The sequence below is a fragment of the Paenibacillus sp. J31R109 genome (genome assembly GCF_059692055.1).
Window position 1 is genome coordinate 54,159 of sequence record NZ_JCAUAR010000027.1, and the last position, 12,406, is coordinate 66,564.

12 protein-coding genes and 1 riboswitch are annotated in these 12,406 nt (G+C 47.1%); of the genes, 8 read left to right on the plus strand and 4 right to left on the minus strand.

Annotation, left to right across the window (positions count from 1 at the left end):
- Positions 1-31: 31 nt before the first annotated feature.
- From AC58QT_RS33335 to AC58QT_RS33355, 5 genes are all read left to right on the plus strand, one after another.
- The gene (locus AC58QT_RS33335) at positions 32-2,824 is read left to right on the plus strand and encodes a CHASE3 domain-containing protein (protein ID WP_497412743.1); all 2,793 of its coding nucleotides are present in this window, start codon (positions 32-34) and stop codon (positions 2,822-2,824) included.
- Positions 2,821-3,690: a CheR family methyltransferase gene (locus tag AC58QT_RS33340; RefSeq protein ID WP_497412744.1), complete on the plus strand. Its 870-nt coding sequence runs from the start codon at positions 2,821-2,823 to the stop codon at positions 3,688-3,690. The genes AC58QT_RS33335 and AC58QT_RS33340 overlap by 4 nt, the downstream gene beginning before the upstream one ends.
- 132 nt (positions 3,691-3,822) lie before the next feature.
- Positions 3,823-4,377, plus strand: coding sequence for a DUF1003 domain-containing protein (locus AC58QT_RS33345; protein WP_497412745.1), 555 nt, complete (start codon positions 3,823-3,825; stop codon positions 4,375-4,377).
- 98 nt (positions 4,378-4,475) lie between these two features.
- Positions 4,476-4,640 carry a DUF1328 domain-containing protein gene (locus tag AC58QT_RS33350; RefSeq protein ID WP_497287735.1) on the plus strand — a complete coding sequence of 55 codons (165 nt, stop codon included), beginning with the start codon at positions 4,476-4,478 and terminating at the stop codon, positions 4,638-4,640.
- A gap of 69 nt (positions 4,641-4,709) precedes the next feature.
- A complete protein-coding gene (locus tag AC58QT_RS33355) occupies positions 4,710-5,108 on the plus strand; it encodes a YflT domain-containing protein (protein ID WP_310501749.1) in 399 nt (132 codons plus the stop codon).
- 80 nt (positions 5,109-5,188) lie between these two features.
- Here the strand turns inward: AC58QT_RS33355 and AC58QT_RS33360 are convergent, their stop codons facing one another.
- The gene (locus AC58QT_RS33360) at positions 5,189-5,389 is read right to left on the minus strand and encodes a cold-shock protein (protein WP_082562262.1); all 201 of its coding nucleotides are present in this window, start codon (positions 5,387-5,389) and stop codon (positions 5,189-5,191) included.
- Between the two features lie 65 nt (positions 5,390-5,454).
- Positions 5,455-5,655: a cold-shock protein gene (locus AC58QT_RS33365; protein WP_028555458.1), complete on the minus strand. Its 201-nt coding sequence runs from the start codon at positions 5,653-5,655 to the stop codon at positions 5,455-5,457.
- A 224-nt stretch (positions 5,656-5,879) separates the two neighbouring features.
- Positions 5,880-5,976, plus strand: a riboswitch (purine riboswitch).
- A 63-nt stretch (positions 5,977-6,039) separates the two neighbouring features.
- On the opposite strand from AC58QT_RS33365, the gene AC58QT_RS33370 reads away from it, so the two are divergent.
- Complete coding sequence (locus tag AC58QT_RS33370; RefSeq protein WP_497412746.1) at positions 6,040-7,404, plus strand: 8-oxoguanine deaminase; 1,365 nt, start codon at positions 6,040-6,042, stop codon at positions 7,402-7,404.
- Between the two features lie 92 nt (positions 7,405-7,496).
- Here the strand turns inward: AC58QT_RS33370 and AC58QT_RS33375 are convergent, their stop codons facing one another.
- Both AC58QT_RS33375 and AC58QT_RS33380 read right to left on the minus strand, forming a co-directional pair.
- Entirely contained in the window at positions 7,497-7,859 is a 363-nt protein-coding gene (locus AC58QT_RS33375) for a hypothetical protein (RefSeq protein ID WP_497412747.1), read from the minus strand.
- 116 nt (positions 7,860-7,975) lie between these two features.
- Positions 7,976-9,490, minus strand: a complete 1,515-nt coding sequence (locus AC58QT_RS33380) for a copper amine oxidase N-terminal domain-containing protein (protein WP_497412748.1) — start codon at positions 9,488-9,490, stop codon at positions 7,976-7,978.
- A gap of 158 nt (positions 9,491-9,648) precedes the next feature.
- Between AC58QT_RS33380 and AC58QT_RS33385 the strand changes: the two genes are divergently transcribed.
- Entirely contained in the window at positions 9,649-10,188 is a 540-nt protein-coding gene (locus AC58QT_RS33385; protein ID WP_310501753.1) for an NfeD family membrane protein, read from the plus strand.
- Between the two features lie 51 nt (positions 10,189-10,239).
- On the plus strand, positions 10,240-11,685 hold the full coding sequence (locus AC58QT_RS33390; RefSeq protein ID WP_497412749.1) for a flotillin family protein: 1,446 nt from the start codon (positions 10,240-10,242) through the stop codon (positions 11,683-11,685).
- Positions 11,686-12,406: the final 721 nt, after the last annotated feature.

A 12,406-nucleotide genomic window follows, 5' to 3' on the forward strand; every position in this document is an offset into this window, starting at 1 on the left:
TGCAAATCTCTGTACTTGGAGGCACATCCTTATGTTTAAGTCTATTCATGTGACGATTAAAGCCAAAATATTAATTGGCTATTTATCTATTATTTTATGCCTCGGGATTGCGCTCTTAGTCGTAAGTAACCGTATGTCTGATCTTCAGAAAGAGGTCGACTTTGTCTCCGTTCATGATATTGAAGTGCATGATCTACTAGGTTCCTTACAAAAAAATATTTTGGATATGGAAACAGGGATGCGGGGATTCGTTATTACAGGAGATGTGCAGTATCTAGAACCGTATGATTCTGGCAGTCGAACTTGGATGGATAATTATACGAAGTTGAGTGTACTAGTCAATGATAACCCGGCTCAACTGCAAAGTCTGAAAACCTTAGAAACGACCATTCAGAATTACGTGAAAACAGCTAGTGAACCAGCTGTCCTTTTGAAGAAGAACAATGATACCTCAGCGCTTAATAATTTCTTTAAGTTAAACTCAGGCAAGAAAATCATGGATGAATTGCGGTTGCAGTTTGATTCCTTTTTAACAACGGAGAAAAAGTTAACTTCTACGCGTGTTGAACAGTTAAAGGGGAGCACAAGTAACCTGCGGATTGTTCTTTTTTCGCTTTTGGGCCTTATCTCTTTCATTTCTATTGTTGTGGCTTTGGTGCTTTCTAATTCGATAACAAGAACCATCGGGCAGGTTAGTCAAAAGATTCGTGAGATTTCTTCTGCCGATGGCAACCTCTCATCTAGAATTGATATTACTTCTAATGACGAGATTCGCCATCTGGCTGAGGCGACCAATGACTTGTTAGCTGAATTAGAGAAAGAAAGTTGGATTCAGAAGGGAATTACCGATATATCCACCTTATATCAAGGGATTAGTGATAGTAAGGTGCTATGTGAGATGGTCATTTCTAAACTGGCCCCTATGCTTGGCGCATGTTATGGCGTCGTATACCTGAGACAGCATACGGATGGCAAGCCTTCTTATGTGAAAATAGCAGGTTACGCGTCCATGGGTCAGGAGATGTCATCGATCAGCTTCCGCTCCGGTGAAGGACTTGTAGGTCAGTGTGCGTTAGACCAGCGGATTTTTCTAGTAGATAATTTACCAGAGGATCATGTGAAGCTCACATCCGGCTTAGGCAGTTCCAGACCTCGCAGTTTGCTTGTGGCCCCTATTCTTGTTGAGGGAAGAACAGAGGCAGTTATTGAGCTTGCTTCTCTCGATCACTTCCAATCCAAACATCTGACACTGCTAGATTCCTTGCAAGATAAGTTCGGAACCGCGATCACGAGTGTTCGCAGCCGAATGGAAGTAGAGCGTCTGCTTTCCGAATCGCAAATTCTGACCGAAGAGCTCCAAGCGCAATCCGAAGAGCTTCAGACGCAATCTGAGGAACTCCAGATGCAGCAAGAACAGCTGCGAATGACGAACGAGTTCCTGGAGGAACAGAACCACTTTGCAGAGCAGAAAGCGCTCGAGCTCAAAAAAGCGAAGGACGAGCTAGAGGACTACTCCATGAAGCTGGAAACAAGCTCGAAGTACAAGTCGGACTTCTTGGCGAATATGTCCCATGAGCTGCGTACGCCACTGAATAGTATTATGATTTTATCGCAGATGCTGGCAGAGAGTAATGGCGACATGGAGATGTCGGAGGTTGTTGATTATTCGAATGTCGTTTATGGGGCGGGGAAAGATCTCCTGGCATTGATTGATGATATTTTGGATTTATCCAAGGTAGAAGCGGGCAAAATAGAAATTATGACGGATGAAGTCAATGTAACTGAAATTCCGCAAGCCATGACTATGATGTTCGCTCCGGTTGCTGCCCAAAAAGGTCTGGAGTTCGAAGTAGAGCTAGAGTCAGATGTGCCGGACGTGATGTTGACGGATGGTCAGCGCTTGCAGCAAATTTTGAAAAACTTATTGTCAAATGCTTTTAAATTTACGGAAAAAGGGACAGTCAGCTTGAAAATTGCGCTTGCTGAATCGCTGCGTGTCAAAGAACTTCTTCATCTACAACCGGAAGAGACGCTCTTGGCTTTTTCAGTGAAAGATACGGGCATTGGCATTCCAATCGATAAGCAGCAAATGATCTTTGAAGCGTTCCAGCAAGTTGATGGTACGACGAATCGTCAGTATGGCGGTACGGGGCTCGGCTTATCTATATGTCGTGAATTTACGCGATTGCTTGGAGGCACCATTGTCGTGAAAAGTGAGATGCACGTAGGCAGCACCTTTACTCTCTATATTCCGAATGCGAAGGAAAAGAGTGCGGAGGATGCAGCCCTAGAGGGCTCAACTAAAGGTGAAATTGCAGCTGCTATTGAGCTAGCTGGTGGAGAGTGGCAGAGGCTGGAAGCTACCCCTGAACGAATGACGCTTCTAGAAACGGATTCGCGGTTTGCGCTGCCGGTCAGTACGGATTCCCACCTTTTTGAAGGTAAACATGTATTACTTGTCGATGATGATGCCCGTAATGTATTCGCACTGGTGTCCGTGCTCGAGACCAAGGGTGTTATCGTTGAAGTTGCACATAATGGGAAGGACGCCTTGGATATGCTTTCGCAAAAACGTGATTATGACCTGGTGCTCATGGATATTATGATGCCGGTCATGGGCGGTTACGACGCGATGAAAGCGATCCGCGGGCAGCTTGAGCTGCACGATCTGCCGATCATAGCGCTTACGGCCAAAGCCATGAAGAGTGAGAAAGAAAAATGCTTGGAAGCAGGCGCGTCTGATTACATTACCAAACCAATCAATATGGAGCAGCTATTCTCGCTCATGCGGGTGTGGTTAACGAAGCAGGTGAAGAAGCATTGATACGTCCATCTTCCACAGATGCGTACGCTGAGTTGGACGAGCTGCCTTATGACGAATTGCAAAATATCGAGATTAACCTTCTCTTAGAAGGTTTGTTTCAAATGTATGGTTTTGATTTCCGTCATTACGTACGTTCCTCCTTGCGTAGACGAATCCTAAATCGGATGAAGCTGGAAAAGCTGCCGTCCATTACAGCTCTCCTAGAGAAAGTGCTCCATGAACCTGGGTTCGTGGATAAGCTCTTAGGGGATATGTCCATTCGAGTGACCGAAATGTTTAGAGACCCCAGCTTCTTCCTCGCTTTTCGTAATCAGGTTGTGCCTATGCTTCGTGACTATCCGGAGATTCGAATCTGGCATGCAGGTTGTGCGACAGGCGAAGAGGTCTATGCGATGGCTATCCTCATGCAGGAAGAGGGATTAGCTGAGAAGACCAAGATTTACGCGACAGACATGAACGAGAATGCCATTGTGTCAGCACAGCGGGGGGCATTTCCTCTGAAGCAAATGCAGATGTATACGAAGAATTACTTGGAAGCCGGAGGCACCAAAGCGTTCTCCGAATACTATAAGACGGATCATCAATATGCGTACTTTCAGCCGCTGATTAAAGAGAATCTCATTTTTGCCCAGCATAACCTGGTCACAGATGGTTCATTTAATGAATTTCATGCCATTCTATGCCGCAATGTTATGATTTACTTCGACCATACGTTGCAGCAACAGGTGCACAGCTTGTTTCATGGCAGTTTGGTCTCACATGGATACTTATGCCTTGGTAAGAAGGAATCAATCATTTCCGTCCCCAAAGGGGTGGAGTATGATGACTTCATGCCTCAAGAGCGTATTTACTGTAAGCGTGAATAGAGGATAAGTGTTTTCGGAGCTATGCGATAATAATCGCTTAGCTCCTTTTTGCTTTGTGAGGATGTTTCACCCGGTAAGAGAGAAGGGTACATACTTACGAGCGTGCATCTTTTAAAAGAAAGTAGGGAGAACATGACGAAGCAAGAAGTAACGGAGAATTCATCCTTAGAGGCGTGTACGTCCGAGCAGCTATTTCAGGAACTGGACAACGATCCTGTTTTTAAACTAGATAATGATCAATTAGAGCGAATTACTGGGATGGTGAATGCCTACCAAGTTAGCATTAAATCTCACCTCATTGAGCAGCAGGAGAAGAAATCATCTCGGTTAGATCGTTTCGCGGATCACATTGCGTCCTTTGGTGGAAGCTGGTCGTTCATTTTTATCATTAGTGTGTTTTTAATCGGATGGTTGATCATAAATGTAACTAGGTTCGCCTATGATAAGCCGCCGTTTATTCTGCTCAACCTCATTCTTTCGTGTATTTCAGCCTTCCAAGCGCCTGTCATTCTGATGAGTCAGAACCGCCAAGCGGCCAGAGACAAGCAGGAAGCTATTCTAGACTTTGCAATTAATTACCATGCAGAACAAGAGAATATGGAGCTCAAAGAGCTGCTGCAACGTTTAGAGAAGCGGTTGGAAGGGATTGAGAAGGGGCTCCTTCCTTTTAAGGAGGCTAGCAAGTGAGTGCACAGTGAAACGAGATGTTTCATTCCTAAAGAGTCTGGGTAATAGATAACATAGCAAGATGAACCCTATTGAAGAGGAAGAGAGAGGTGTTGGATATGTTAGGTTGGGCTATGGTATTTCTAATTATTGCTTTAGTAGCAGGTGTTTTCGGATTTTTTGGGATTGTCTCAACGGCAGTCGGTATCGCTAAAATTTTATTCTTCGTCTTCCTCATTATGTTCGTTGTTTCCTTAATTTTCGGTAGACGTCGAGGCATCTAAAAGGTGCAAGCCAACTTGAGGTAACACTGCTTCACCCAAATAAAACCCCATTGACGAGGAGGAAATACCATGAGTACTTATACCAGAGTAAGTGTGACATCGAGTCTTGAGGATACACAGAACAAAGTACAACAATTGCATGACGAAGGGTTTAAAAAGGATCATATTTATGTTCTGACACACAGTGCTGAAGGTACAGATTACGTCGCGGAGTATACGGGTGCAGAACAGATCTCGATGGCCGAGGAAGGATTGTTCACGTCAATTGCCAATCTATTCCGATCACGCGGCGAGGAGCTCAGGGCGAAGATTATGGCGCTCGGTGTGCCAGAAGGAGAGGCAGCAAGGCTCCTAACGGAACTGGAATGGGGGAAAATCCTCGTGTTAGCCACTCCTACCTTGAAAGAGGAAGAAGAGGAAAACTTGGTGATGTACCCAAGCAGTGGATTTCAGCCACCCTTTTTATAAGATGGACTCGCTGTACGTCGTGCAGCTATGATAAAAGCCCCGGTCTCCTAATGAAGGAGACGCGGGGCTTTATTACGGGTTCATCGCCTGCTGCTTGTGTTCGATAAGGTGGGGAGCATCTTTAAATCCTTGACCATGGATGAATTGCAAATCGGACATGCGGGACTATCGGCGAATGAAAAGTTATCTCTCATCCAGCAAGAGCACTGCTCAGTGCTACAGGTCCAGATGCTGGTTTGTTCTTCCGGTACTGGTTCCAATGATTTTTTTGAAAAGTACAATCGAACTCCTCCTTGTCATAATAGACTTTGACGCGCAAGCAGTTGAAGCAATATGTGATGAAGGACTACAGCTTGACTACATTTTCAGCTTGCGGTCCGCGGTTACCTTGAACAACTTCAAATTGAACTCGTTGGCCTTCATCCAAGCTTTTGAAACCTTCCCCAGTAATGGCGCTAAAATGAACGAATACGTCATTACCGCCTTCCATTTCGATAAAACCAAATCCTTTTTCTGCGTTAAACCACTTTACCGTGCCTGTTTCCATGTGTTCATAAACCTCCAAAGATAATTTGTGCCTGCGCTTCTCATTCCAGGAATTCATTGTGTTCCAGAGAGCTTGTTAATCATTAACGCAGCTTTGATAATATATCCATTATGAAGGAAGCTTATTCCACTTTTCTGAAAAAACAGCAAAGTTATTTTCAGACGATGGTTCCTCTTGACGGTTTCTGCGCAAGTGCTCTATACTATTCCTAAATTTAACAAATGCTTGGCAACAATTTCATAGTTCGTATAACCTCGATAATTCGGTTCGGGGGCTCTACTGGGAACCTAAATCCTAACTACGAACACAGTATATTCGTATATTGTGTTTGTGTTTAGGATTTTTTGTGTTCATGCATATTTCTATTGTAGGAGGCTGAAGAGTATGGGTTCCATCTTGATTCAAAATGCAAAAGCAATAGTAACGGTAGATACGGAAGACCGTGTGTTGGAGCAGACGGATCTGCTGATTGAGGGTAATCAGATTGTAGCTCTGGGGAAGGGGCTCTCGCCCAAGGACGCCTCCACGCGAATTATTGATGCCTCCCACATGTTCGTATATCCCGGCCTCATTAATGTCCATCATCACTTGTATCAAACATTCACGCGCAACTTACCACACGTGCAGAAGCTGGAGTTGTTCGACTGGCTCCGCTACTTGTATGAGATTTGGAAAGGACTTACGCCGGACGCTGTATATCATAGTTCATTGACAGGTATTGCTGATCTCATGAAGAACGGCTGTACAACCGTATTTGATCATCACTATGTATTTCCTGAGCAAGACAGCGATCACTTCATCGACAGGCAGTTCGAAGCGGCTGATCAGTTAGGTATACGCTTCGTAGCATCACGCGGGTCGATGACGCTCGGCAAGGATCATGGCGGGTTGCCGCCGATGAGTGTTGTGCAGGACATCCGCACAATCCTTGCGGACAGTGAGCGGCTCATCGACCGCTATCACGATGCCAATGCAGGCTCGATGCGGCAGGTGGTGCTTGCGCCTTGCTCGCCATTCAGTGTATCTGCCGATATCCTGCTAGAATCCGCTAAGCTGGCTAGAGCGAAAGGCGTACGACTGCATACACATCTTGCAGAAACGAAAAATGAGGAAGCGTACACGCTCGAACGCTTCGGCATGAGGCCGCTTGCCTATATGGAGAGCTTAGGCTGGTTAGGCTCCGATGTGTGGTACGCGCATGGGATTCATTTTAATGATGCCGAGATGAAGTTGCTCGCGCAGACGAGGACGGGCATCGCGCATTGTCCCATTTCGAATATGAAGCTTTCTTCCGGGATTGCTAGAATTCCCGAGATGCTAGAGATGGGGATTCCTGTTGGCCTAGCTGTCGATGGCAGTGCTTCAAATGATGGCTCTAATTTACTGGAGGAGCTTCGGGTGTCTTATTTGCTGCACAGGCTTCAATCCAGCGCTAAGGCGCCCACAGGCTACGATTTATTAAAAGTAGCGACAAGAGGCGGAGCAGAGATTTTGGGCAGATCGGATATTGGTTGTCTGGAGGTTGGCAAAGCAGCGGATTTGTTTATGGTCCGTGTAGATCAGCTGGACGCAGTAGGCACGCATACGGATGCCAAGTCATGGCTAGGGACGGTGGGACTCAAGCGCGCTGTGGATTACACGATTGTGAATGGTCGAATTGTGGTGGAGCATGGCATCCTGACGGGAGCTGATGAGGAGCGTCTCTATATGGAATGCCAAGCTTCCTACCAGCGTTTCATTCAAAAATAAACAAGCTATGTTAACCGTGATGCCGCTTTCCTTATAGGAAAAAAGCTCGCTCCACTTGGCCAATGAAGGCTTTGAGGAGCGAGCTTTTCGTTTTAGGCTAGCAGAAGAATAACCAAAAGTTCAAAGAGCACGAGCGTTATAATTTGGTTATATTGGGCTGGCGTGTAGATCGGTCTGTGATGTCCTTGATGGTGACCATGTTGAGGGTCCATATTAATATACACATGATGACCATCTGCGTTAATGAGGACACCTTCATGGGTATGCCCATCGATCGTAGTTACACGGATCTTGCGGCCTATGTGTGGATGTAGCGCATGCATGATCGCGTCTCTTTTGTGTTTCATCATGTTCTGCCAATTTGGATCAGCTTGGTACACGACATGAGGTCCTTGGTGCCCTTGATGACCTTGATGACCTTGTGGTCCGTGTGGTTGCATTGGATTCGTATACATAAACGTTCACTCCTTCTCGTACGACTGCGTCCTGCAGCAGGCTTTTTGCCTAGGTTCACTACTAGACTATTCAGCCGTTCGAAAAGGGTGATCGCCTATACGCTTCTAATTTCGAATTAGTCGCGGTGAATGGTTACAACACGTGTTGCATCATTGAAGGAAACGACACAGCCGAGCTGCTCCGCAATGAAGCGAATTGGCACATAAGTTGAGTTGTTGGAAAGTGTAGCAGCGCTTTCTAGTTCAGGAGCGGATGCGCCGTTTACTGTTGCGTTTTTGCTATCCAACGTTAAAAGAAGTACTTTTCCAGTTAGGTAATCTGTAATCGTCACTTGACGCAGATCGCCGTTCCAGCCAACCTCAGCACCGAGCTGTTCGGAAACGAAGCGAACCGGTACCATTGTCGTGCCATTTGCATTAATAAATGGTTGAGGTGCCTCTCCTGTAGCTTCCGATCCATCAGTAGCCATATTAATGTCTTTCTTCGTTACTTTCAAATCCTCTTTAAGCATCTTGTACAACGTAGATTGTTTCTCTAAGTTAGCAAGTACTTTGAAAATGGCTGTAGCATCTGGTTTAAGTACAAGAGCATCTGTCGTGTTGATCGTCTTCGCCGTAACTGGTTTATTTAAATTCCAAGTTTCACCTACATAAGAAAGCTTAATGGCGGAAGCGCCGTTTGTTGATTCTTTCACTGGCATGTTAATCGCGATGTTTTGCTTACGAATCTGTTTATCTGCGTCGATATAGAAGTCTGCTTGAAGGGATGCCTTAGCATCAAACATATCCTTTGTTGGATCGATGGCATCGGCCAGCCCCGCAAGGAAATCATGGATCGGGGAGTACACGAAACCAAGTGTAACCTCTTTGTTTGTTAAAAGTTGAAGGGCAATAGTGGAATCACCCGCCTTAATCTGCTCTTGAATGACAGGGTAAAGAGCATCGTACAACTGGCTAAGGACTTCTTTTAGGCCAGCTTCGTCGGCAAGAACGTTAGTTAACAGCTTTTGCAGAAGGGAAGCCAATTCAGTGCCATTAAGCTCTACGTGGGCTTTTTGCAATGAAAGTGATTCGCCATTGACTTTATCTGTAACAGAAGTGATCTCAAGTTTAGCTGGATCTGGGGCATTTCCTAGAAGAAGTCCAATAAGTCCGGGTTTAATCTCAAGCAATTTATTGCCGAATTGTTCTTGAAGGGCTTTAGGTAAGATGGACAAGAAAGAAATATTTGCGCCGCCCAAAAGATCAATAACAATCGGTTTTTTTGAGCCTTCAATTGTTAAATTGATTTTCGTTCCTTCTGTTGCCAGGGTAAAAGGGATCGAACCCTTACTATAAACAATGGATCCTTCAGCGGATACATGCTGACTGTCCTGTGTTTTTACGGCAAGCTCAACCTTCACATTTTGCAAGGCTGCAAGTGCCGCTTTTTCCTCTGCGGAAAGCTTAGACGTATCGCCAGGAACGAGTTCAAGCTGCAGCGTCCCTTTTGACTCCGAGGATTTTGCGTTTGCGCCATTTTGAACAGCTTTCGCCAGTTCCAAGCCTTGTATGGATTGACAACCTGTAAGTGTCAACATCATGATTACCAGCGCTGCCGAAATTAACCAAGTCCATTTTTTTGAATGCATGGGATAATCTACTCCTTCTGTTTAATAGAATTAACGATAAGTCATCGAATGATTATACGCAAGTAAAACGAGAAGGATGCGCTGTGTTTATAAGTTATCGATCAAATCGAAACCTTTTATTCCCAGATTCGTCTAAATTTATGTGGGAGGTAAAGCCGATGATGACGTTGTTTATTGTTTGTTTTTTTGTAGGTCTCGTACTTACGTTGCTCATCACAGTCTTCGGTGTAGACAGCTTCGAGGTGCACGGCGATGCGGGAGGTACACATGGACACGGGCATAGCGGCCCGTCCTGGTTCAATATGTCCTCCTTGCTCGCAGGTGTGACGGTGTTCGGCGGCATGGGATACATCCTTAACAAGGTTGGTATGACGAGCGGTTTACTCATCCTTCTCCTTGCTATTGCTGCTGGGCTAGTAATGGCGTGGCTTTTCTTTCTTTTGTACGCAAAGGTCATTTATAAGCACGATGACAGTATGAGGGAGAGCGATTTTGAGCTGAGCGGTCAGTTAGGCAAGCTGTCAGTTCCGATTATCGGAAAAGGCATAGGTGAAATGGTGTATGTACTCCAAGGAACCACGCGTTCCATCAGTGTTCGTTCCGAGAATGGCGAGTCTCTAGCGAAAGGGACGAAGGTTGTTATTTTGAACATGAGCAAAGGTGTGGCTACGGTGACGGAATTTAGTGAATTCGAATAGCTCGCGCTTGCTTCAACCACTAGTGAGGAATGACAGGGAGGTAGAGCGGAAATGATGTATTCAGTGCTTATCATGGTAGTTGCCATTGTAGTTGTTGTTTTCATCTTACTGGCTTCAATTGTTAAAGCGTATAAGAAAGTGCCGCCGAATGAGGCGATGATTGTGTTTGGTTTGGGTGGCAAAAGAGTTGTGCAAGGCGGGGGGACGTTTGTCATCCCGGGTTTTCAGAGCTATAAAACAATCTCGATGATGCTTACTAGTTTTGATGTGAAGCCAGATCAGCCGATGTTCTCCCTGCAAGGTATTCGTCTCAAAATCGAAGCTGTCGCTCAAATTAAAATCCAAAGTGATCCGATTGCGATCGCAACAGCTTCCGAGCAGTTCCTCGATCATTCCATGGCGGAGCGGGAAGCGATGATTCTGCACTCTGTTGAAGGACATTTACGGGGGTTAGTCGGACAATTAACGGTAGAATCGATTCTGAAAAACCCGGATGAGCTTAACAGTAAGATGCGGGAAACGTGTTCGGAGGATTTGGATAAAATGGGGCTCAACCTCATCTCCTTCGTGCTGAAGCGTGTAGCTGACGATCAGGGCTACATTGAGAACTTGGGTGTACCTGAAGTGGAACGGATTCGTAAAAGCGCTAGCATTGCCAAAGCAGAAGTTGAGCGGGATATTCTAATTCGGCAAGCGGATACGGAGAAGGAGTCGGCCATTCGCAAGGCGGAAGCGCACCAACTGAGAATTGAAGCAGAGAGCGCCGCATCGGCGAAGGAAGCTCAATATCGCAAAGAGCTCAGCATGAAGGAAGCGGAGTTCAAGCAGGAGACGACGAGTCGTCAAGCGGAAGCGGATTTGGCTTATGAATTGAAGCAAAAGCAAATTCAGCAGCAGCTCGTGACGGAGCAGGTACGTATCCGTCAAATGGAAGCAGAGGCGAACAAAACGGTTCGCCAAATCGAGGTCGAGCTGAAGCAGAAGGAGCTCGAGGCTTCAGTCATTAAGCCAGCCGAGGCGGAGAAGCTGGCGGCCATTATGCGCGCTGAGGTAAGCAAACAGCGGCAGATTCTTGAGGCCGAAGCGGAAGCGGAGTCGACAAGAAAGCGCGGTGAGGCTACGGCAGAAGCGGAGCTTGCCAAAGGGAAAGCGAACGCGGAGGTCGTGCGCCTAGCGGGGCTTGCAGAAGCCGAGGCGCTGGAGAAGAAAGCCGAGGCCTACAAGCAGTACACACAGGCGGCGGTGACGGTGGAGATCTTGCGCATCCTGCCAGAGCTGGCGGAGAAAATTGCGGCACCGCTGAGCAATGTGGATAAGATCACCGTGATTTCGCAGGACGGATCTACGTCCGGCGTGAATCGGATCACCGGTGATATCGCCAAAATGATTGCGCAGGTGCCAGAAATCACCCAGACGCTCACGGGCCAAAGTGTAACCGACTTGGCACGCGCGTTCTTGGGTACGGATGCCGACCCGACGTTGAAGCGGGAGGGGTAGGATAGAGGCGTGAGGCTTGCGAAGGCGGAAAGCCTGGCAAAAAGGGCGTTAAAAGCCCGCGCGGATGCCCGCGACTGACTTTAGCGGCCCAAAAGGGCCTTAAAGTCTTGTCCACGCGGGAGTTCGTGCGCGTTCGGCCCGCGTAACGCCCAAAAAGGGCGTTAAAAGCCCGCGCGGACGCCCGGCGACTGACTTTAGCGGCCCAGAAGGGCCTTAAAGTCTTGTCCACGCGGGAGTTCGTGCGCGTTCGGCCCGCGTAACGCCCAAAAAGGGCGTTAAAAGCCCGCGCGGATGCCCGGCGACCGACTTTAGCGGCCCAGAAGGGCCTTAAAGTCTTGTCCACGCGGGAGTTCGTGCGCATCCGGCCCCAATAACGCCCAAAAAGGGCGTTAAAAGCCCGCGCGGATGCCCGCGAATGACTTTAGCGGCCCAGAAGGGCCTTAAAGTCTTGTCCACGCGGGAGTTCGTGCGCATCCGGCCCCAATAACGCCCAAAAAGGGCGTTAAAAGCCCGCGCGGATGCCCGGCGACTGACTTTAGCGGCCCAAAAGGGCGTTAAAGTCTTGTCCACGCGGGAGTTCGTGCGCATCCGGCCCCAATAACGCCCAAAATGCTCTTCTGTCAAGAAAGTGGACGTCACTAAGTTAAGCCACCTGCTGGTAGTATAGCTGCTCAAATTGAGCGGGAGATATGTAACCAATTGTGCTATTCGACCTTGTTCT

What these genes read in the sequence shown, in the direction of transcription:
- AC58QT_RS33375 (WP_497412747.1), bottom strand. Translation starts at nt 7,859, where the DNA reads ATGTATACGAATCCAATGCAACCACACGGACCACAAGGTCATCAAGGT.
- AC58QT_RS33385 (WP_310501753.1), top strand. Translation starts at nt 9,649, where the DNA reads ATGATGACGTTGTTTATTGTTTGTTTTTTTGTAGGTCTCGTACTTACG.
- AC58QT_RS33335 (WP_497412743.1), top strand. Translation starts at nt 32, where the DNA reads ATGTTTAAGTCTATTCATGTGACGATTAAAGCCAAAATATTAATTGGC.
- AC58QT_RS33345 (WP_497412745.1), top strand. Translation starts at nt 3,823, where the DNA reads ATGACGAAGCAAGAAGTAACGGAGAATTCATCCTTAGAGGCGTGTACG.
- AC58QT_RS33350 (WP_497287735.1), top strand. Translation starts at nt 4,476, where the DNA reads ATGTTAGGTTGGGCTATGGTATTTCTAATTATTGCTTTAGTAGCAGGT.
- AC58QT_RS33390 (WP_497412749.1), top strand. Translation starts at nt 10,240, where the DNA reads ATGATGTATTCAGTGCTTATCATGGTAGTTGCCATTGTAGTTGTTGTT.
- AC58QT_RS33370 (WP_497412746.1), top strand. Translation starts at nt 6,040, where the DNA reads ATGGGTTCCATCTTGATTCAAAATGCAAAAGCAATAGTAACGGTAGAT.
- AC58QT_RS33355 (WP_310501749.1), top strand. Translation starts at nt 4,710, where the DNA reads ATGAGTACTTATACCAGAGTAAGTGTGACATCGAGTCTTGAGGATACA.
- AC58QT_RS33365 (WP_028555458.1), bottom strand. Translation starts at nt 5,655, where the DNA reads ATGGAAACAGGCACGGTAAAGTGGTTTAACGCAGAAAAAGGATTTGGT.
- AC58QT_RS33380 (WP_497412748.1), bottom strand. Translation starts at nt 9,490, where the DNA reads ATGCATTCAAAAAAATGGACTTGGTTAATTTCGGCAGCGCTGGTAATC.